The organism is Streptomyces mexicanus, from assembly GCF_902506575.1.
Lineage (GTDB): Bacteria > Actinomycetota > Actinomycetes > Streptomycetales > Streptomycetaceae > Streptomyces > Streptomyces mexicanus.
The window spans coordinates 2,016,233-2,036,464 of record NZ_LR732544.1; the positions used below are offsets into that span (position 1 = coordinate 2,016,233).

A 20,232-nucleotide genomic window follows, 5' to 3' on the forward strand; every position below is an offset into this window, starting at 1 on the left:
GGCGGGACGGGCTGCACATCGGCCCGTCCCGCCCTCACGCATGACCGGGGTACATCTTCGTGCGGCCGGGGGTTCCGGGTGGCCCGGTGAGCGCCGGGCGGCGGGCAAACCGCGTCCGGCCAGGTTGCCCATGGGCAACCTGGCCGGTCGTCAGTTCCTAGATCTCGCCGCGCAGTTTGGCGAGCGCCTCGGCGAGGATCGCCTCGCCGTCCGCGTCGCTGCGCCGCTCCCGCACGTACGCCAGATGCGTCTTGTACGGCTCGGTGCGCGGCGGGTCCGGCGGGTTGTCCCGGTCCTGTCCGGCCGGGAAGCCGCAGCGCGGGCAGTCCCAGGTGTCGGGGACCTGCGCGTCGCTGGCGAAGCTCGGCTGCGTCTCGTGCCCGTTGGAGCACCAGAAGGAGACGCGCAGCCGCGGCGCGGACTCGCCGCGCTCGGCCTCGCCCATCGGCCCCGCCCCGACCCGGCTTCCTCGGATCGCGTTGCCACTTGCCACGGTCGTAACTCCCTGCGTGATGGTGCCGCGAAGCGAGTCGGCGTTCCGCTTCGCCGCGAGCGCCTCAGTCTACGTAAGGCCCAACGCGCGTCCAGTGATTGGAGTTACAACGGCCCCGCTCCCAGACGCAAGCCCCATGATAGGCCGCGCCGCGGGGCGCGTACCGACCATGGGGCTTCTCGTTCGGACCGTGCGGGGCTCGCCGTCGGGCGGTCCGCGGTCAGCTGTTGCTCTTCATCAGGATGCCGAGGACCACGATGCAGGCGACCCACAGCACACCGATCACCACGGTGATGCGGTCGAGGTTGCGCTCGGCGACCGAGGAGCCGCCGACGGAGGACTGCATACCGCCACCGAACATGTCGGAGAGGCCGCCGCCCTTCCCCTTGTGCATCAGCACCAGCAGCATCAGCAGCAGGCTGAAGACGATCAGGGCGATCGAGAACCCCAAAACCACGGCTGGACCAACTTCCTCGGACTCGGATGGACGACGGGGGCCGAAGCTCTTGTCCGGTGAGCTTAGCCGCTCACCGTCCGAGCCCGCGGCCCCCGCACAGCGTACGACGGATCGCCGCTACCGCCTACTCACGGCCGGGCCGCCGCCGGCCGCGCCGGTCCGGCTCACTGCTCGCGGAACCGGACGATCTTGACGAACTCGTCGGCGTCCAGCGAGGCGCCACCGACCAGGGCTCCGTCGATGTCGGCCTGCGCCATGATCTCGGCGACGTTGCCGGACTTCACGGAGCCGCCGTACTGGATGCGGACCTTGTCGGCCACGTCCTGGGAGTACAGCTCGGCGATCTTGCCGCGGATCGCCGCGCAGACCTCCTGGGCGTCCTCGGCGCCGCAGACCTTGCCGGTGCCGATGGCCCACACCGGCTCGTAGGCGATCACGATGGTCTCGGCCTGCTCGGCCGGGAGGTCCTTCAGACCGCCCTCGACCTGGGCGAGGGTGTGGGCGACGTGGTGGCCCGCGTCGCGGACCTCCAGCTCCTCGCCGACGCACAGGATCGGGGTCAGGCCGTGCTTGTAGGCGGCCTTGACCTTGGCGTTGACCAGCTCGTCGGTCTCGTTGTGGTACTGCCGGCGCTCGGAGTGGCCGATCACCACGTACGTGCACTTGAGCTTGGCCAGCATCGGGCCGGAGATCTCGCCGGTATAGGCGCCCGAGTCGTGCTGCGAGATGTCCTGGGCGCCGTACTTGATCTTCAGCTTGTCGCCCTCGACCAGGGTCTGCACCGAGCGCAGGTCGGTGAAGGGCGGCAGGACGGCGACCTCGACGGCGTCGTAGTCCTTGTCGGCCAGGGCGAAGGCGAGCTTCTGGACGTGCGCGATGGCCTCGAGGTGGTTGAGGTTCATCTTCCAGTTGCCCGCCATCAGCGGCGTGCGGGTGGTCATTGAGGTCAGTCCTCCAGTGCGGCGAGGCCGGGGAGCGTCTTGCCCTCGAGGTATTCGAGGGAGGCGCCGCCGCCGGTCGAGATGTGGCCGAACGCCGACTCGTCGAAGCCGAGCGTGCGGACGGCGGCGGCGGAGTCACCACCGCCGACGACGGTGAAGCCCTTGGAGTCGACCAGGGCCTGGGCGACGGCCTTGGTGCCCTCGGCGAAGTCCGGGTGCTCGAAGACGCCCATCGGGCCGTTCCAGAAGACGGTGGCGGCGTCGGCGAGCTTGGCGGCGTACAGCGTGCGGGTCTCCGGGCCGATGTCCAGGCCCTCCTGGTCGGCCGGGATGGCGTCCGCGGCGACGGCGGTCGGGTTCGCCGGGGCCTTGGTCTTCAGGTCCGGGAAGTCGGGCGAGACCATCGCGTCCACCGGCAGGACCAGCTCGACGCCGGACTTCTCGGCGCGCTCCATGTACTCCTTGACGACCGGGATCTGGTCCTCCTGCAGGAGCGACTTGCCGACCTCGTACCCCTTGGCCTTGAGGAACGTGTAGGCCATGCCGCCGCCGATGAGCAGGCGGTCGGCCTTGCCGAGCAGCTGGTCGATGACGGCGAGCTTGTCGGAGACCTTGGCGCCGCCGAGCGCGACGACGTAAGGCCGCTGGACGTCCTCGGTGAGCTTCTTCAGGACGCCGACCTCGGTGGCGATGAGGTAGCCGGCGTAGTGCGGCAGGCGGGCCGGGAGGTCGTAGACGGAGGCGTGCTTGCGGTGCACCGCGCCGAAGCCGTCGCCGACGTAGACGTCCGCGAGGGCGGCGAGCCGGTCGGCGAAGGCGCCGCGCTCGGCGTCGTCCTTGGACGTCTCGCCGGGGTTGAAGCGCAGGTTCTCGATGACCGCGACCTGGCCGGGCTGCAGGCCGTCCACGGCGTCGTGGGCGGCGGGGCCGACGGTGTCCTGGGCGAAGGCCACGGGCGCGCCGAGGAGTTCGCCGAGCCGTTCGGCGGCGGGCAGCAGCGAGAAGGCCGGGTCCGGGGCGCCCTTGGGGCGGCCCAGGTGCGAGGCCACGACCACCTTGGCGCCCGCCTCGGCCAGCGCCTTGACGGTGGGCAGCACGGCGCGGATGCGGCCGTCGTCGGTGATGACACCGTCGGCCAGCGGCACGTTGAGGTCGGCGCGGACGAAGACCCGCTTGCCGTCCACGCCTTCGGAGAGAAGTTCGTCGATCGTCTTCATGGAATGGGACTCCTGAGGAGGGGCTCTTGATCGTACGAGGGCTGAGCGATCGGTGTGCACGCGGGCCGGAGGTGCCGGCCCGCCGTACGTGCGTCAGGGCCCGGACCGCGCCGTGGTGCGCTGCCCGAGCCCTGGTGTCACATCGAGTGCCTGCTTCGGCCGATCAGAGCTGGTTGCCGACGAAGACCGTCAGGTCGACGAGGCGGTTGGAGTAGCCCCACTCGTTGTCGTACCAACCGATGACCTTCACGTTCTTGCCCTCCTGGACCATGGTCAGGGAGGAATCGAAGGTGCAGGACGCCGGGGCGTTGACGATGTCGGAGGAGACGATCGGGTCCTCGGTGTACTCGAGGATGCCCTTCAGCTCGCCCTCGGCGGCCTTCTGGAAGGCGGCGTTGACCTCTTCCTTGGTGACCTCGCGGGACAGCTCGACGACCAGGTCGGTGACCGAGCCGGTGGGCACCGGGACGCGCATGGCCATGCCGTCCAGCTTGCCCTTGAGCTGCGGCAGCACCAGGGCGGTGGCCTTGGCGGCGCCGGTGGTGGTCGGGATGATGTTCTCGGCGGCGGCGCGGGCCCGGCGCAGGTCCTTGTGCGGGAAGTCCAGGATGCGCTGGTCGTTGGTGTACGCGTGCACCGTCGTCATCAGGCCCTTGACGATGCCGAAGTTCTCGTCGAGGACCTTCGCCATCGGCGCCACGCAGTTGGTGGTGCAGGAGGCGTTGGAGATGACGTTGTGGTTGGCGGCGTCGTACTTGTCCTGGTTGACGCCCATGACGATGGTGACGTCCTCGTTCTTCGCCGGCGCGGAGATGATGACCTTCTTCGCGCCGCCGGCGAGGTGCTTCTCGGCGTCTTCCTTCTTGGTGAAGATGCCGGTGGACTCGATGACGATGTCCACGCCCAGCTCACCCCAGGGGATGTCGGCCGGGTTGCGCTCGGAGAGGACCTTGATGGTCTTGCCGTCGACGGTGATGGTGTCCTCGGTGTGGGAGACCTCCTGCTTGAGGCGCCCGAGGATGGTGTCGTACTTCAGCAGGTGAGCGGTGGTCGCGGTGTCACCCAGGTCGTTGACAGCCACGATCTCGATGTCTGCACCCTGCTCCAGCAGCGCGCGGAAGTAGTTACGACCGATGCGGCCAAAGCCGTTGATGCCTACGCGGATCGTCACGAACCGATCTCCTCGTTGGTACGCCGGTTTCGACGCCGGCGAGCTGTTTTGGGATGTCCCCGACCACCCCCGACCCTACCCCTCTGGGGCGTCGTAAGTGACATTCGGACGCCCCGCGAAAAGCGCGGCGCTTCATACCGATCAGTAGAGGTACGGGGCGCTCGCACGAGCGTCCGGATCACTCCATTTCGTTACGGATGTCGGTGGCGGGTTGACCGTATTGATCACTCTTTCGTGAGCGCCTCGTCTCACATGAGACGCGCCGTCCCGGGCCTCTCGCCGAGGCCGTCCGGCCGCCCGTCGAGGACAGGTCCCGGCGACCGGAATGCGGACGGTCGCGGCGCCCGCGGCACGCGCCGGCCACCTGCGGAGCCACCCCGCCGGCGCCCCGGCGCACGCAGGGACCGGGTGCCCCGAGGACGACGGCGACACGCCGGAAGATCCGGGAATCCCCAGATGCGGTACAGGCGGACCCGCGCCGCCGCCTCGGGGGCGCGGGGGTGCGGCGTTCCTGGACGACTTCGACGGCCCCGCCGGCTCCGGCGTCAACACCGCCAACTGGCAGTACGACACCGGCACCTCCTACCCGGGCGGCGCCGCCAACTGGGGCACCGGCGAGGTGGAGACGATGACCTCGTCCACGAGCAACGTCGCCCTGGACGGCAGCGGCAACCTGCTCATCACGCCCCGCCGGGACGCCTCCGGCCACTGGACGTCGGGCCGTATCGAGACCACCCGCACCGACTTCCAGCCGCCGGCCGGCGGCAAGCTGCGCGTGGAGGCCCGGATCCAGCTGCCGAACGTCACCGGCGCCGCCGCCAAGGGCTACTGGCCCGCGTTCTGGATGCTGGGCTCGCCCTTCCGCGGCAACTACTGGAACTGGCCGGGCGTCGGCGAGCTGGACATCATGGAGAACGTCCAGGGCCTGAACACCGACTGGGCCACCATGCACTGCGGCACCAACCCCGGCGGTCCCTGCAACGAGACCACCGGCATCGGCGGTTCGACGTCCTGCCCCGGCGCCACCTGCCAGGCCGGCTTCCACACCTACGCGATGGAGTGGGACCGCTCCACCAGCCCCGAGGAGATCCGCTTCTCCGTCGACGGCGTCACCTTCCACACGGTCAAGGCCACCCAGGTCGACGCGACGACCTGGGCGAACGCCACCCAGCACGGCTACTTCGTCATCCTGAACGTGGCCATGGGCGGCGGCTTCCCCGGAGCGTTCGGCGGCGGTCCGGACAGCGGCACCGAGCCCGGCCACCCGATGACCGTGGACTACGTCCGGGTGCTGCAGTCCGGCGGCGGGGGCGGCACCACTCCCCCGCCCACCGGCAACCGCGACGCCTACAGCCCCGTGCAGGCGGAGTCGTACGACGCCCAGAGCGGCGTGGTCGCCGAGGCCACCACGGACAGCGGCGGCGGCCAGGACCTCGGCTCCCTGGCCAACGGCGACTGGGCCCTGTACAAGGGCGTGAACTTCGGCTCGACGGCGGCGAATCAGTTCTACGCCCGGGTCGCCAGCGGCGCGGCGAGCGGGGTCAGCGGGCTGGTCGAGGTGCGCCTGGACAGCCGTTCCAACGCGCCGATCGGCAGTTTCGCGGTGGCGAACACCGGCGGCTGGCAGTCCTGGCGGACGGTGCCGGCGAACATCTCCGCGGTGACCGGCACGCACGACGTGTACCTGACCTTCACCAGCGGCCAGCCGGCCGACTTCGTGAACGTCAACTGGTTCGACTTCGGCCACTGAGCCGTCCCGCGCACAGGGGCCCCGTTCGCTCACGGGGCCCCTGTGTCGTGTCCGCGGCGTGCCGCGTCCTCAGCGCATCTCGGCGCGGAACGCCACCGGCGTCTGCCCGGTGTGCAGCTGGAAGAACTTGGAGAAGTTGGCCGCGTCGGGGAAGCCAACGGCGGCGCCGACCCGGCCGATGGGCAGGTCGGTGTGGGCGAGCAGGCGCTTGGCCTCCAGCACGACCCGTTTGTCGATGAAGCTCTTGGGCGTCTCGCCGGTGGCGGCGCGCACGGCGCGGACCAGAGTGCGGCGGGAGTAGCCGAGGGCGTCGGCGTAGGCGCTGACGCTGTGGTTGGTGGTGAAGCCCTTCTCGACCGCGTCGCGGAACAGGGTGAAAGTGGTGTCGGTCTGCGGCCGGGTCGCCGTGGCCGCGCTGGCGGCGAGGTGGGCCAGGCGCAGCAGGAACGCGGTGAGCGAGTGGCGCAGCACCGCGGTGTGCAGGCTCAGCGGGAGGGTCTCGGTGTCCTCGTACTCGCGGCGCAGCTGGGCGAGGGCGGCCTGGAGGGCGGCGCGCTGGGCGTCGTCGGGGTGGAGCAGGGGCGGCAGGTCGTAGCGGTACAGGCCGGTGGCCTCGACCGTGGCGCGGGGCAGGAAGCCGGGCTGCATGGTCAGGACGGTTCCGCGGTACTCGTCGGCGCGGGAGAAGCGATGGACCTGTCCGGGGCGGATCCACAGCACATCGCCCGCCGCGGCCTCGTACTCGGCGAAGTCGATCATGTGCCGCACGGGGCCTTCGCTGAAGAGCATGACCACGTGGAAGTCGATGCGGTGGACTCGGTGCAAAGGAGCCTCGGCGTGCCAGGTGCGCCCGGTGCCCATGGGGCCCACCTGGAGCCCGACGCCGGCGAGGCTGAGGTCGACCGGGAAGGGGAAGGTCCTGATCTGGTCGACCGGGTCGCCGTCCGCGCCGTCGTCCTCGCTCCCGGGGTCGGCTCCGCCCTGGGTGATTGCGTCCGTCATGTCCCTCTCGTACCGCCTTGACCGCCCGCCGGGCGGGCTCGTCCGTCGCGGGGTGTCCCACTTTCACCACAGGCTGACACACGGAGACCTTCACGCCAAAAAGTCAGACTTTTAAGTTTGAACGCGTACGGCAGCATCCCCTCCTTCTTCCGAGGACTTCTTGAAGATGAGCGAGCACACAACCGAGCGCTTCGAGTGGACCGACCTCGACCGGCGTGCCGTGGACACCGCCCGTCTGCTGGCGGCCGATGCCGTGCAGAAGGTGGGCAACGGCCACCCCGGCACGGCGATGAGCCTCGCCCCGGCCGCGTACACCCTTTTCCAGAAGGTGATGCGGCACGACCCGGCGGACCCGGAGTGGACCGGCCGTGACCGGTTCGTCCTCTCCCCCGGCCACACCTCGCTGACCCTCTATACCCAGCTCTACCTGGCCGGATACGAGCTGGAGCTGGACGACCTGAAGGCGTTCCGCACCTACGGCTCGAAGACGCCCGGTCACCCGGAGTACGGGCACACGGCCGGGGTGGAGACCACCACCGGCCCGCTGGGCCAGGGTGTCGCGATGGCGGTGGGCATGGCGATGGCCGCCCGCTACGAGCGCGGCCTGTTCGACCCGGACGCCCCCGAGGGCACCTCCCCCTTCGACCACACGATCTGGGCGATCGTCTCCGACGGCGACCTTCAGGAGGGCGTCTCCGCGGAGGCCTCCTCGCTCGCCGGCCACCAAAAGCTCGGCAACCTCGTCTTCCTCTACGACGACAACCACATCTCCATCGAGGGCGACACCGCCACCGCGTTCTCCGAGGACGTGCTGAAGCGGTACGAGGCCTACGGCTGGCACACCCAGCGCATCGAGCCGGCCGAGAACGGCGACATCGACGTGCGCGCCCTGTACGAGGCGCTGACGGCGGCCAAGGCCGAGACCGAGCGCCCCTCGATCATCGCGATGCGCACGATCATCGCCTGGCCGGCCCCGAACGCGCAGAACACCGAGGCCGCGCACGGCTCGGCCCTCGGCGAGGACGAGGTCGCCGCCACCAAGCGGGTCCTGGGCTTCGACCCCGAGCAGACCTTCCAGGTGGACGGGGACGTCCTCGCCCACACCCGGCAGGCCCTGGACCGGGGCGCCGAGGCGCACGCCGCCTGGGACAAGCAGCTCGCCGCGTGGCGCGACGCCCAGCCCGAGCGCGCCACGCTGCTGGACCGGATCCTGGCCGGGCAGCTGCCCGAGGGCTGGGAGGACGTCGTCCCGGTCTTCGAGGAGGGCAAGTCCGTCGCCACCCGCGCCGCCTCCGGCAAGGTGCTCCAGGCGCTCGGCGCGGTGATCCCCGAGCTGTGGGGCGGCTCCGCCGACCTCGCCGGCTCCAACAACACCACCATCGACAAGACCTCCTCGTTCCTGCCGGAGGGCAACCCGCTGCCGGGGGCCAGCCCCTACGGCCGCACAGTCCACTTCGGCATCCGCGAGTTCTCCATGGCCGCGGAGATGAACGGCATCGCCCTGCACGGCAACACCCGCATCTACGGCGGCACCTTCCTGGTGTTCTCCGACTACATGCGCAACGCCGTGCGCCTGTCCGCGCTGATGCAGCTGCCGGTGACGTACGTCTGGACGCACGACTCCATCGGCCTGGGCGAGGACGGCCCCACCCACCAGCCGGTGGAGCACCTGGCCTCGCTGCGCGCCATCCCGGGCCTGAACGTGGTCCGTCCGGCCGACGCCAACGAGACCGCCATCGCCTGGATCGAGATCCTCAAGCGGCACGCCACCCACCCGGCCCCGCACGGGCTGGCGCTGACCCGCCAGGGCGTGCCGACCTACGCGCCGAACCCGGACGCGGCCAAGGGCGGCTACGTGCTGCGGGAGTCCTCCACGCCCGAGCCGGAGGTCATCCTCATCGCCACCGGCTCCGAGGTGCAGCTCGCGGTGGCGGCCCGGGAGGCGCTGGAGGCCGAGGGGATCGGCACCCGGGTGGTGTCGATGCCGTCCGTGGAGTGGTTCGAGGAGCAGCCGCAGGCGTACCGCGAGCGGGTGCTGCCGCCGTCGGTGCGGGCGCGGGTCGCCGTGGAGGCCGGCATCGGACTGACCTGGTACCGCTATGTGGGTGACGCCGGGCGGATCGTGTCCCTGGAGCACTTCGGTGCCTCCGCCGACGCCAAGACCCTGTTCGCCGAGTACGGCTTCACCGCCGAGAACGTCGCCGCTGCGGCCCGCGCATCCCTGGCCGCCGCGCGCGCATGATCCGAACGCAACAAGGAAGATGATCACTGTGACCGAAGCAACCACGACCGCCGGGGCGCTGGGGCGCCTGTCCGACCAGGGCGTGTCGATCTGGCTGGACGACCTCTCGCGCCGCCGGATCGACTCGGGCAACCTCGCCGAGCTGGTCGAGACGAAGAATGTCGTGGGTGTCACCACCAACCCGTCGATCTTCCAGGCCGCCATCGGCTCCGGCGAGGGCTACGAGGAGCAGCTCGCCGACCTGGCGGTGCGCGGGGTCACGGTCGACGAGGCCGTGCGGATGATGACCACCGCCGACGTGCGCGCCGCCGCCGACGTGCTGCGCCCGGTCTACGAGGCGACCGGCGGCCGCGACGGCCGGGTCTCCATCGAGGTCGACCCGCGCCTGGCGCACGACACCGTGGCCACCGTCGCCGAGGCCAAGCAGCTGGCCTGGCTGGTGGACCGCCCGAACGTCATGATCAAGATCCCGGCCACCCGGGCGGGCCTGCCGGCCATCACCGAGGTACTCGCGGCGGGTATCAGTGTCAACGTGACGCTGATCTTCTCCCTGGAGCGCTACCGCGAGGTGATGGACGCCTACCTCGCCGGCCTGGAGAAGGCGCGTGCCGCGGGCCTGGACCTGTCGGCGATCCACTCCGTGGCCTCCTTCTTCGTCTCCCGCGTCGACACCGAGATCGACAAGCGGCTGACCCTGCTGGGCACCGAGGAGGCCCTGGCGCTCAAGGGCCGCGCGGCGCTGGCGAACGCGCGGCTGGCGTACGCGGCATACGAGCAGGTGTTCGGTTCCGCGAGCGGTGCGACCCCGGCCGGTGAGCGGTTCGCCGCGCTTGCGGCGGCCGGCGCGCACCCGCAGCGCCCCCTGTGGGCCTCCACCGGGGTGAAGGATCCGGCGTACAAGGACACCCTGTATGTGGACGAGCTGGTCGCCCCGGGCACGGTGAACACCATGCCGGAGGCCACGCTGAACGCCACCGCCGACCACGGCGACATCACCGGTGACACGGTGACCGGCGGCTACGAGCAGGCCCGCGCCGACCTGGCGGCGGTCGAGCGGCTGGGGATCTCCTACGACGAGGTCGTCCAGCAGCTGGAGGACGAGGGCGTCGCCAAGTTCGACAAGGCCTGGCAGGACCTGCTGGACGCGGTGACCAAGTCCATGGACAGCAAGGGAGTTGACGCGGAATGAGCAAGAAGCCCGCCGAGCCGGCGGCGCGGGACGCGGCCACAGGCCCGTCCCCGGACGCCGCCGTGGGCACCGAGGAGCCGAGCCCGAAGGCCATGCAGGCCGCGGCGCAGACCCACGAGCCGGCCGCGCCCGCCGCGCCGAAGGAGGCGCCCGCGCCGTCCGAGGTGCGGGTGCCGGTGCAGCCTGCCGCCGACTGGGTGAATCCGCTGCGCGACCCCTCCGACCGCCGGCTGCCGCGCATCGCGGGGCCGTCCGGACTGGTCATCTTCGGCGTCACCGGTGACCTGTCCCGCAAGAAGCTGATGCCGGCCGTGTACGACCTGGCCAACCGCGGCCTGCTGCCGCCGGGCTTCTCCCTGGTCGGCTTCGCCCGCCGCGACTGGGAGAACCAGGACTTCGCGCAGGTGGTGTACGAGGCGGTCAAGGAGCACGCCCGCACGCCGTTCCGCGAGGAGGTCTGGCACCAGCTGACCGAGGGCATGCGGTTCATCCCCGGTGACTTCGACGACGACACGGCGTTCAAGCAGCTCAAGGACGCCGTGGAGGAGCTGGACGCCTCCCGGGGCACGGGCGGCAACTTCGCCTTCTACCTCTCGGTGCCGCCGAAGTTCTTCCCCAAGGTCGTGCAGCAGCTCAAGAAGCACGGTCTGGCCCAGGCCCCCGAGGGCTCCTGGCGGCGCGCCGTCATCGAAAAGCCGTTCGGTCACGACCTGGCCAGCGCCCGGGAGCTGAACCGGATCGTGCACGACGTCTTCGACCCGGAGCAGGTCTTCCGCATCGACCACTACCTGGGCAAGGAGACCGTCCAGAACATCCTGGCGCTGCGCTTCGCCAACCAGATGTACGAGCCGATCTGGAACCGCAGCTACGTCGACCACGTCCAGATCACCATGGCCGAGGACATCGGCATCGGCGGCCGGGCCGGCTACTACGACGGCATCGGCGCCGCCCGGGACGTCATCCAGAACCACCTGCTGCAGCTGATGGCGCTCACCGCGATGGAGGAACCCATCGCCTTCGACGCCGAGGCGCTGCTCACCGAGAAGCTGAAGGTGCTCAAGTCGGTGCGGCTGCCGGAGGACCTGGGCGCCCACACGGTGCGCGCCCAGTACGCCGAGGGCTGGCAGGGCGGCGCGAAGGTGCCCGGCTACCTCCAGGAGGAGGGGATCGACCCGGCCTCCAAGACCGACACCTACGCGGCGATCAAGCTGGGCATCGACAACCGCCGCTGGGCGGGAGTGCCGTTCTACCTGCGCACCGGCAAGCGGCTGGGCCGCCGGGTCACCGAGATCGCGGTGGTCTTCAAGCGGGCCCCGCACTCCCCCTTCGACTCCACCGCCACCGAGGAACTGGGCGAGAACGCCATCGTGATCCGCGTCCAGCCGGACGAGGGCATGACGGTCCGGTTCGGCTCCAAGGTGCCGGGCACGTCGATGGAGATCCGGGACGTGACGATGGACTTCGCCTACGGCGAGTCCTTCACCGAGTCCAGCCCGGAGGCGTACGAGCGCCTGATCCTGGACGTGCTGCTGGGTGACGCCAACCTGTTCCCCCGTCACCAGGAAGTGGAAGAGTCCTGGAAGATCCTCGACCCGATCGAGCGGTACTGGGACGAGCACGGCAGGCCCGCCCAGTACGCCTCGGGGACGTGGGGTCCGCGGGAAGCCGACGAGATGCTCGCACGAGACGGACGGAGCTGGCGCAGGCCATGAAGATCGCCCTGACCGACACCACGGCAAGCAAGATCAACAAGGCGCTGGTGCAGGGCCGCCGTGCCATCGGCACCCCCGCCGTGGGCATGGTCCTGACCCTCGTCATCGTCACGGACGAGGAGAACGCCTACGACTCGATCAAGGCGGCCCAGGACGCCTCGCGCGAGCACCCCTCGCGCACCCTGGTCGTCATCAAGCGGCACGCGCGGACCCTGCGCGACCGCACCCACTCCCGGCTGGACGCGGAGGTCCGCGTCGGCTCCGAGGCCGGCACCGGCGAGACGGTGGTGCTGCGCACCTACGGCGAGGTCTCCGACCACGCCGACTCGGTGGTCCTGCCGCTGCTGCTGCCGGACGCGCCGGTCGTGGTGTGGTGGCCGGTGGAGGCGCCCGACAACCCCGCCGCCGACCCGCTGGGCGCGCTGGCCCAGCGCCGCATCACCGACCTGTACGCCTTCGAGCGCCCGCTGGAGGTCCTGCAGACCCGGGCGCGCAACTACGCGCCGGGCGACACCGACCTGGCCTGGACGCGGCTGACGCTGTGGCGTTCGATGCTCGCCGCCGCGCTCGACCAGGCCCGGGTGGAGGTGACCTCCGCGGCCGTGGAGGCCGAACCGGACAACCCCAGCGCGGAACTGCTGGCCCGCTGGCTCCAGGCGCGCCTCGGCGTCACGGTCGACCGCGTGCCCAGCCAGGGCCCGTTCGTGACCACCGTCCGCCTGTCCACGGCGACCGGCGACATCGTCGTGGACCGGCCGGCCGGCCCGCTGGCCACCCTCACCCTGCCGGGGCAGCCCTCGCGTACGCTCGCGCTGAAGGTGCGCCCCACCTCCGAACTCATCGCCGAGGAGCTGCGCCGCCTCGACGCCGACGAGATGTACGCCGTCGCCCTGCGCGGCGAGCCCATCAAGGAGACCGTCTGACATGTCCGACACCCCCAAGCTCACCCAGCGGCCGGAGTGGACCGCGCTGCAGGACCACCGCGACCGGTCGCAGCCGCATCTGCGTGAGCTGTTCGCGGCGGACCCCTCCCGCGCCGAGCGCTACACGGTGCGCGTCGGAGACCTCCACATCGACTACTCCAAGCACCTGGTCACCGACGAGACGCTGGCCCTGCTGCGGGACCTGGCCGCGGCGACCGACGTCTTCGGCCTGCGGGACGCGATGTTCCGCGGCGAGAAGATCAACCTCACCGAGCACCGGGCCGTGCTGCACACCGCGCTGCGCGCCCCGGCGGACGCGGTGATCGAGGTCGACGGCGAGAACGTCGTGCCCAAGGTCCACGCCGTGCTGGACAGGATGAGCGACTTCGCCGGCCGGGTGCGGTCCGGGGAGTGGACCGGCCACACCGGCAAGCGCATCAAGAACGTCGTCAACATCGGCATCGGCGGCTCCGACCTGGGCCCCGCGATGGCCTATGAGGCGCTGCGGGCGTTCACCGACCGGGATCTGACGGTCCGGTTCGTCTCCAACGTCGACGGCGCCGACCTGCACGAGGCCACCCGCGACCTGGACCCGGCCGAGACGCTGTTCATCGTCGCCTCCAAGACCTTCACCACGATCGAGACCATCACCAACGCCACCTCGGCCCGCTCCTGGCTGCTCGCCGGGCTCGGCGGCGACGAGAAGGCCGTGGCGAAGCACTTCGTGGCCCTGTCGACGAACACGGAGAAGGTCACCGAGTTCGGCATCGACACCGCCAACATGTTCGAGTTCTGGGACTGGGTCGGCGGCCGCTACTCCTACGACTCCGCCATCGGCCTGTCGCTGATGGTCGCCATCGGCCCGGACCGCTTCCGTGAGATGCTCGACGGCTTCCGCCTGGTCGACGAGCACTTCCGCACCGCCCCGGCGGAGGCCAACGCCCCGCTGATCCTGGGCCTGCTGGGCATCTGGTACGGCAACTTCCACGACGCCCAGACCCATGCGGTGCTCCCCTACAGCCACTACCTGTCGAAGTTCACCGCCTATCTGCAGCAGCTGGACATGGAGTCCAACGGCAAGTCCGTGCAGCGCGACGGCGAGCCGGTCCAGTGGCAGACCGGTCCGGTGGTGTGGGGCACGCCGGGCACCAACGGCCAGCACGCCTACTACCAGCTCATCCACCAGGGCACCAAGCTCATCCCGGCGGACTTCATCGGATTCGCGCGGCCCGTGGCCGAGCTGAGCGACGACCTCAAGGCCCAGCACGACCTGCTGATGGCGAACTTCTTCGCCCAGACGCAGGCCCTCGCCTTCGGCAAGAGCGCCGAGGACGTGCGGGCCGAGGGGGTCGCCGAGGAGCAGGTCGCGCACCGCACCTTCCACGGCAACCACCCCACGACCACCATCCTGGCGACCGAGCTGACCCCGTCCGTGCTCGGCCAGCTGATCGCGCTGTACGAGCACAAGGTGTTCGTCCAGGGCGCGATCTGGAACATCGACTCCTTCGACCAGTGGGGTGTCGAACTCGGCAAGGTCCTGGCCAAGCGCGTCGAGCCCGCCCTGACCGAAGGCGCCGACGTGCCCGGTCTCGACCCCTCCACCGCCGCCCTCGTGGCCGCCTACCGCACCCTGAGGAAGTGAGCTGACATGGCAGCGATGCAGATGGGCCTCATCGGCCTCGGCAAGATGGGCGGCAACATGCGCGAGCGTCTGCGCAACGCCGGCCACACCGTCATCGGCTACGACCGCAATCCCGAGCTGAGCGACGTGCCCAGCATGGTCGACCTGGTCGACCAGCTCCCCCAGCCCCGCGTGGTGTGGGTCATGGTCCCGGCCGGCGGCGCCACCCAGCACGTCATCGACCAGCTGGCGACCCTGCTCAAGCCCGGCGACCTCGTCGTGGACGGCGGCAACTCCCGCTGGACCGACGACGTCAAGCACGCCAAGCAGCTGCACGCCCGCGGCATCGGCTTCGTCGACGCCGGCGTCTCCGGCGGCGTGTGGGGCCTGGAGAACGGCTACGCGCTGATGGTCGGCGGCGACAAGGAGCACGTCGACCGGCTGCGGCCGATCTTCGACGCGCTCAAGCCGGAGGGCCCCTACGGCTACGTCCACGCCGGCAAGGTGGGCGCCGGGCACTTCGCGAAGATGGTCCACAACGGCATCGAGTACGCGATGATGCAGGCCTACGCCGAGGGCTGGGAGCTGCTGGAGAAGGTCGACTCCGTCGACAACGTCCGGGAGATCTTCCGCTCCTGGCAGGAGGGCACCGTCATCCGCTCCTGGCTGCTGGACCTCGCGGTCAACGCCCTCGACGAGGACGAGCACCTGGAGAAGCTGCGCGGCTACGCCGAGGACTCCGGCGAGGGCCGCTGGACCGTCGAGGCCGCCATCGACAACGCCGTGCCGCTGCCCGCGATCACCGCCCCCCTCCTCGCCCGGTTCCCCTCCCGCCAGGAGGACTCGCCGCAGATGAAGATGATCGGGGCGCTGCGCACCCAGTTCGGCGGCCACGCCGTCGAGAAGAAGGGCTGACCCGCCGTGGGGGACCTGCTGCTGGTCCGCCACGGCGAGACGGAGTGGAGCGTGTCGGGGCAGCACACCAGCTACACCGATCTGCCGCTGACCCGGCACGGCGAGGAACAGGCCAAGTCGCTCGCTTCGCTCCTGTCCGGCCGGACCTACGCGGCGGTGCGCACCAGCCCGCTCGCCCGCGCCGTGCGCACCGCCGAACTGGCGGGCCTGACCGGCGCGGTGCCCGACGCCGACCTTCACGAGTGGGACTACGGCGGCTACGAGGGCGTGACCACGGACGACATCCACCGCACCCGCCCCGGCTGGGACCTGTGGACGGACGGAGTGGTGCCCGGCCCGGACGGCCACCCGGGCGAGTCGCCCGAGGAGGTCGGGCGGCGCGCCGACCGGGTGCTCGCCCGCGTCGACGCGGCGCTCGCGCGGGACGACGGCGATGTGGTCCTGGTGGCGCACGCGCACTTCCTGCGGGTGCTCACCGCCCGCAGGCTGGGCCTGCCGCCCGCCGAGGGACGGCTGTTCCGGCTGGAGACGGGCACGGTCAGCCGGCTGTCCACGGAGCACGGGCGTCCGGTGATCGCGGAGTGGAACACGCGGCCGTAGCCTCTTCCTTCCTGAGGTTTCCTCCGGGGTTCCTCGGCTCTTTCACCCGGCCCGGGCCACCTGTGCGGTGGCCCGGGCCGCGGTGTGTCACGCGGGCGAGGCCGGCATCCGGCGTCGGTCGCGTCAGCGGGCCGGGCGGTGGGAGTGCTGGGCGGCCAGCCGGACGGAGGCGTTCGCGGCGCCGTAGCCGGCGTAGCCGGGATCGCGCTGGACCAGCTCGAAGAAGACGCGGCCCACCGTCTCGGTGTAGCAGTGGCAAAAGGCGCCGCCCGCGTCCCGGTCGTAGAGGATGCCGAGGTCGCGGTAGGTTTCCAGGTCGTCGGCGGGCAGCTCGTAGCGGGCCGCCAGGTCCTCGTAGTAGTTCGCCGGGATCGGCAGGAGGCGGCCGCCGGCGGCGCGGAAGCGGCGGGCGGCGGCGACCACGTCGTCGGTGGCGAGCGCGATGTGCTGGGCGTGCACGGTGTCGTCGACGGGGGCCGCGCCGACGCCGAGGGCGATCCGGACGGTGCCGTCGGCGTTCGTGACCGCCCGGCTGCGCAGCAGCCCGTACGGGTCGGCGACGTCGACGCTGTCCTGCGCGTCCAGGCCCAGCACCGTGCGGTGGAACAGGGCCGCCTCGTCGAAGTGGTGCCAGGGCTGGGTGAGGGCGAGGTGGTCGATACGGCCCCCCTCGGCGGGGTCGGCGTCCGCGAGGTCGTCGAAGTCGGCGCGCCAGTCGGGCAGGCCGGCCCGGCTCGTCGCGCCGAAGAACAGTTCCGTGCCGTCGGGGGCGGCCACCGCCTCCAGCGGGGCGTCCTCGGGGGCGCGGCGGCGCGGCAGGAGGGGGGCGAGCAGGGCCTGGGCGGGGCGGGCCGCGCCCGCCGGGTCCGGGGTCTCCAGGCCGATCGCGGCGAGCCGGGTGCCCTCACGGCGTGCGGCGGGGCCGGTGTTGACCAGGATCCGGGCCTCGCCGCGCTGCCAGAGGTCGACGGGCTTGCCGCGGTGCCGTGCGGCGCGGACGAAGCCCAAGGCGGCCAGCACCGCGGCGACCGGCTCGGCGTCCGGCGTGACCAGCTCGGTGAAGGCGATGCCGGTCGGCACGACGGGCTCGGGCAGCTCCACGACGCCGACGGCCTCCTGCAGGGCGAGCAGCGAGCGGTGGGCGTCGATCGCCGTCGGGCCGGCCTCGGCCTGCCGGAAGACGTCGTTGAAGACCTCCAGGGACAGCGGGCCGGTGTAGCCGGCGCGCAGCACGTGCCGCAGCAGTCCGGCGACGTCGAAGCCGCCCTGGCCCGGGAAGCAGCGGTGGTGGCGGCTCCACTGGAGCACGTCCATGGCCGGCTGCGGGGCGTCCGCGAGCTGGAGGAAGAAGATCTTCTCGCCGGGGATGTCCTCGATGCCCTTCGGGTCCGAGCCCCGGGAGAGGATGTGGAAGCTGTCCAGGCAGGTGCCGAGCGCGGGGTGACCGGCCGCCTCGACGATGCGCCAGGCGTGGTCGTAGGTGCTCACGTGCCGCCCCCAGGCGAGTGCCTCGTAGGCGACGCGGATGCCGAAGTCCTGCGCGAGATCGGCCAGTTCGCTCAGCTGCTCGGCGGCCAGCGCGTCGTCGTCGACGGCCGTGGGGGCGACGCTGGAGCAGACCAGGACGGTGTCGGCGCCGAGCCTGCGCATCAGCTCGAACTTGTGCCGGGCGCGGCGCAGGTTGCGGGCGAACTCGGCCTTCGGTACGGCTTCGATGTCCCGCATCGGCTGGTACAGCTCGATGGCGAGGCCGAGGTCGGCGCAGCGGGCGCGGATCTCCTCGGGGGCGAGCGGGGCGGCGAGCAGATCGTTCTCGAAGATCTCCACGCCGTCGAAGCCGGCCCGGGAGGCGGCGGTGAGCTTCTCGGTGAGAGAGCCGCTCAGCGAGACGGTGGCGATGGACGTACGCACCTGGATACCTCTCCTGCTCCTGCTGTTGCTGTTGCTGTCCGTCGGCCGCGCTACTGGCCCGCCAGGGCTGGGCCGTCGGCGGGCTCCCGCTCGGTGAGGGTGCGCAGGTCGGCGAGCATCCGGGCGCCGTCCGGCTCCCGGCCGGTGAACAGGCGGAAGGCGTCGGCGGCCTGGAAGGCGGCCATGCCGCCGCCGTCGAGCGTGGCGCAGCCGGCCGCGCGAGCGGTGCGCAGCAGTTCGGTCTCCAGCGGGCGATAGACGACCTCGGCGACCCACAGGCCGGGGTGCAGCAGCTCGGCCGGGAAGGGCATGCCGGGGTGGGCGGCCATGCCGGTCGGGGTGGCGTGCACGACGCCGTCCGCCGCGGCGAGCAGGCCCGCGAGCGCGTCCGGGCCGGCCGCGGCGGCGCGGCCGGCGCCGAAGTGGCGGCACAGGGAGCCGGCGAGGGCGGCGGCCCGTTCGGGCACCGCGTCCACGACGGTGACGTGTTCGGCCCCCAGGGTCAGCGTCGCGTGGGCGACGGCCGCGCCGGCCCCGCCCGCGCCGAGCTGCACCACGCGCTCCAGCGGCGCGTCGGGCAGGCCGCGCGCGAAGGAGGCGGCGAAACCGGTGACGTCGGTGTTGTGGCCGGTGGCCCGGCCGCCGTCGAAGACGACGGTGTTGACCGCGCCCAGCGCCTCGGCCTGCGGATCGAGGGCGTCCAGGTGCTCCAGGACGAGCTGCTTGCACGGGTGGGTGATGTTGAGCCCGTCGAAACCGAGGTCGCGGGCGGAGCGCACCAGGTCGCCGACCGCCTCGGGGCGCACGCCGAGGGTGTCGATGTCGATGAGCCGGTACAGCAGCCGCAGGCCCAGGCGGTCGGCCTCCCGCTGGTGCAGCGCCGGGCTGAGCGAGGGGCCGATGCCGGAACCGATCAGTCCGACGAGATAAGCGTCCTTGGCCACGGCGGGACCTCCTGAGCGGGCAGCACTGAGAGCTAATGTACGAACTAGTACGTTAGCTATATCAGCCGGACGGCCCCCGGGAAAGACCCCACCCGGGCGGTGAAGCCCTGCTTCTACAATCACGAGCCAGACGGCGCGCCCGCACTCCCCCGTTGCCGAGGGCGCACGCGCCCCCTTGCGTGACGACCTGAAGGACCGTGATGACCAGCGTCGACGAACCGGCACGTCCCGGCGCGCGCACCCGCGACGCCGCCCGCACCCGGGCCGAGATCCTCGACGTGGCCACACAGGAGTTCGCCCGGGCCGGCTACGACGGGGCCCGCGTGGACGAGATCGCCGCCCGCACCCGCACCACCAAGCGGATGATCTACTACTACTTCGGCGGCAAGGAACAGCTGTTCACGGCCGTGCTGGAGCGGGCGTACGGCGTGATCCGCGAGGCCGAGCAGCAGTTGGACGTCGACCACCTGGACCCGGTCGCGGCGATCCGGCGCCTGGCCGAGCTGACGTTCGACCACCACGAGCGGCACCCGGACTTCATCCGCCTGGTGTCCATCGAGAACATCCACGGCGCCGAGCACATCGCCGCCTCCGAGAAGCTGGGAAAGATCGGCTCCCCGGCGCTGGACGTGATCCGCCGCATCCTGGCGGCCGGGCGGGCCTCGGGGCTGTTCACGGCGGACGTGGACGCCGTCGACCTGCACGCGATGATCAGCTCGTTCTGCTTCTTCCGGGTCGCCAACCGGCCCACCTTCGGCGCCCTGTTCGACCGCGACCTGGTCGATCCGGCGCGGCGCGAGCACTACCGCACCATGCTCGGCGACATGGTGATCGCCTACCTCACGGCGGAGCGCGCCGGGGAGTGACCGGGCAGTCGTCCCCGTGACCGTTCGCGCAGCCGTGTGCGAGGACGCCCGCGCGGTCGTTCGCGAGCCGCCCCTCTTGACACGGCGGACACACGGGCGCAACATCCCACCCACCGCTACTAACTACCCAGTGGGTTAATTAGCCGAACCGGTCCCATCCCGCCCCGTCCGGCCCTCTCCCCGCGTCCTGTTGTTCCGTATTCCGCTCACTCCGCCCAGGCCCGGCCGCCCGACGACGAGGCCGGACCGGAGTCCGCCCGAAGGAGCCGCCGTGTCCG

General features: G+C 71.3%; 17 protein-coding genes. 9 read left to right on the top strand and 8 right to left on the bottom strand.

All coding sequences use genetic code 11. The annotated features are described in order from the left end of the window. Positions 1-157: 157 nt before the first annotated feature. From GV126_RS09070 to gap, 5 genes are all read right to left on the bottom strand, one after another. Complete coding sequence (locus GV126_RS09070; protein ID WP_078066843.1) at positions 158-493, bottom strand: RNA polymerase-binding protein RbpA; 336 nt, start codon at positions 491-493, stop codon at positions 158-160. A gap of 220 nt (positions 494-713) precedes the next feature. Beyond that, a complete protein-coding gene (secG, locus tag GV126_RS09075) occupies positions 714-950 on the bottom strand; it encodes a preprotein translocase subunit SecG (protein ID WP_159664306.1) in 237 nt (78 codons plus the stop codon). A 164-nt stretch (positions 951-1,114) separates the two neighbouring features. Further along, positions 1,115-1,891, bottom strand: coding sequence for a triose-phosphate isomerase (gene tpiA / locus GV126_RS09080; protein ID WP_159664308.1), 777 nt, complete (start codon positions 1,889-1,891; stop codon positions 1,115-1,117). A gap of 5 nt (positions 1,892-1,896) precedes the next feature. Then, positions 1,897-3,108, bottom strand: a complete 1,212-nt coding sequence (locus GV126_RS09085; RefSeq protein ID WP_028422635.1) for a phosphoglycerate kinase — start codon at positions 3,106-3,108, stop codon at positions 1,897-1,899. 163 nt (positions 3,109-3,271) lie between these two features. Continuing rightward, complete coding sequence (gene gap / locus GV126_RS09090) at positions 3,272-4,279, bottom strand: type I glyceraldehyde-3-phosphate dehydrogenase (RefSeq protein ID WP_159664310.1); 1,008 nt, start codon at positions 4,277-4,279, stop codon at positions 3,272-3,274. 325 nt (positions 4,280-4,604) lie between these two features. Between gap and GV126_RS09095 the strand changes: the two genes are divergently transcribed. Beyond that, positions 4,605-6,029 carry a glycoside hydrolase family 16 protein gene (locus GV126_RS09095; RefSeq protein ID WP_236569929.1) on the top strand — a complete coding sequence of 475 codons (1,425 nt, stop codon included), beginning with the start codon at positions 4,605-4,607 and terminating at the stop codon, positions 6,027-6,029. A gap of 69 nt (positions 6,030-6,098) precedes the next feature. Here GV126_RS09095 and GV126_RS09100 read toward each other — a convergent pair whose 3' ends face one another. Continuing rightward, on the bottom strand, positions 6,099-7,031 hold the full coding sequence (locus tag GV126_RS09100; protein WP_159664312.1) for a helix-turn-helix domain-containing protein: 933 nt from the start codon (positions 7,029-7,031) through the stop codon (positions 6,099-6,101). A gap of 166 nt (positions 7,032-7,197) precedes the next feature. Here GV126_RS09100 and tkt point away from each other — a divergent pair, with 166 nt between their 5' ends. The 7 genes from tkt (at position 7,198) to GV126_RS09135 (ending at position 16,233) form a co-directional block, all read left to right on the top strand. Further along, positions 7,198-9,273 (top strand): transketolase, encoded by a 2,076-nt coding sequence (tkt, locus tag GV126_RS09105; protein ID WP_159664314.1) that lies wholly within the window; start codon positions 7,198-7,200, stop codon positions 9,271-9,273. A 19-nt stretch (positions 9,274-9,292) separates the two neighbouring features. Further along, positions 9,293-10,462, top strand: coding sequence for a transaldolase (gene tal, locus GV126_RS09110; protein ID WP_159664316.1), 1,170 nt, complete (start codon positions 9,293-9,295; stop codon positions 10,460-10,462). A 92-nt stretch (positions 10,463-10,554) separates the two neighbouring features. Next, positions 10,555-12,174, top strand: coding sequence for a glucose-6-phosphate dehydrogenase (gene zwf, locus GV126_RS09115; protein ID WP_159673469.1), 1,620 nt, complete (start codon positions 10,555-10,557; stop codon positions 12,172-12,174). Then, positions 12,171-13,097, top strand: coding sequence for a glucose-6-phosphate dehydrogenase assembly protein OpcA (gene opcA / locus GV126_RS09120; protein WP_159664318.1), 927 nt, complete (start codon positions 12,171-12,173; stop codon positions 13,095-13,097). The genes zwf and opcA overlap by 4 nt, the downstream gene beginning before the upstream one ends. 1 nt (position 13,098) lies before the next feature. Then, positions 13,099-14,739 carry a glucose-6-phosphate isomerase gene (pgi, locus tag GV126_RS09125; protein ID WP_159664320.1) on the top strand — a complete coding sequence of 547 codons (1,641 nt, stop codon included), beginning with the start codon at positions 13,099-13,101 and terminating at the stop codon, positions 14,737-14,739. Positions 14,740-14,754: 15 nt separating this feature from the next. Continuing rightward, the gene (gene gnd, locus GV126_RS09130) at positions 14,755-15,633 is read left to right on the top strand and encodes a phosphogluconate dehydrogenase (NAD(+)-dependent, decarboxylating) (protein ID WP_159673471.1); all 879 of its coding nucleotides are present in this window, start codon (positions 14,755-14,757) and stop codon (positions 15,631-15,633) included. Positions 15,634-15,639: 6 nt separating this feature from the next. Beyond that, complete coding sequence (locus GV126_RS09135) at positions 15,640-16,233, top strand: histidine phosphatase family protein (RefSeq protein ID WP_159664322.1); 594 nt, start codon at positions 15,640-15,642, stop codon at positions 16,231-16,233. A gap of 123 nt (positions 16,234-16,356) precedes the next feature. On the opposite strand, the gene GV126_RS09140 is transcribed toward GV126_RS09135, so the two are convergent. Further along, positions 16,357-18,144 (bottom strand): bifunctional sugar phosphate isomerase/epimerase/4-hydroxyphenylpyruvate dioxygenase family protein, encoded by a 1,788-nt coding sequence (locus GV126_RS09140; protein WP_159664324.1) that lies wholly within the window; start codon positions 18,142-18,144, stop codon positions 16,357-16,359. Between the two features lie 50 nt (positions 18,145-18,194). Next, complete coding sequence (locus GV126_RS09145; protein ID WP_159664326.1) at positions 18,195-19,088, bottom strand: shikimate dehydrogenase; 894 nt, start codon at positions 19,086-19,088, stop codon at positions 18,195-18,197. A gap of 200 nt (positions 19,089-19,288) precedes the next feature. Here GV126_RS09145 and GV126_RS09150 point away from each other — a divergent pair, with 200 nt between their 5' ends. After that, entirely contained in the window at positions 19,289-19,954 is a 666-nt protein-coding gene (locus GV126_RS09150) for a TetR/AcrR family transcriptional regulator (RefSeq protein WP_028425529.1), read from the top strand. Positions 19,955-20,232 lie beyond the last annotated feature (278 nt).

Coding starts and splice junctions, on each gene's coding strand:
- GV126_RS09095 (WP_236569929.1), top strand. CDS start 4,605: ATGCGGACGGTCGCGGCGCCCGCGGCACGCGCCGGCCACCTGCGGAGC.
- pgi (WP_159664320.1), top strand. CDS start 13,099: ATGTCCGACACCCCCAAGCTCACCCAGCGGCCGGAGTGGACCGCGCTG.
- GV126_RS09100 (WP_159664312.1), bottom strand. CDS start 7,031: ATGACGGACGCAATCACCCAGGGCGGAGCCGACCCCGGGAGCGAGGAC.
- opcA (WP_159664318.1), top strand. CDS start 12,171: ATGAAGATCGCCCTGACCGACACCACGGCAAGCAAGATCAACAAGGCG.
- tal (WP_159664316.1), top strand. CDS start 9,293: ATGATCACTGTGACCGAAGCAACCACGACCGCCGGGGCGCTGGGGCGC.
- tkt (WP_159664314.1), top strand. CDS start 7,198: ATGAGCGAGCACACAACCGAGCGCTTCGAGTGGACCGACCTCGACCGG.
- GV126_RS09150 (WP_028425529.1), top strand. CDS start 19,289: ATGACCAGCGTCGACGAACCGGCACGTCCCGGCGCGCGCACCCGCGAC.
- zwf (WP_159673469.1), top strand. CDS start 10,555: ATGCAGGCCGCGGCGCAGACCCACGAGCCGGCCGCGCCCGCCGCGCCG.
- GV126_RS09085 (WP_028422635.1), bottom strand. CDS start 3,108: ATGAAGACGATCGACGAACTTCTCTCCGAAGGCGTGGACGGCAAGCGG.
- tpiA (WP_159664308.1), bottom strand. CDS start 1,891: ATGACCACCCGCACGCCGCTGATGGCGGGCAACTGGAAGATGAACCTC.
- gnd (WP_159673471.1), top strand. CDS start 14,755: ATGCAGATGGGCCTCATCGGCCTCGGCAAGATGGGCGGCAACATGCGC.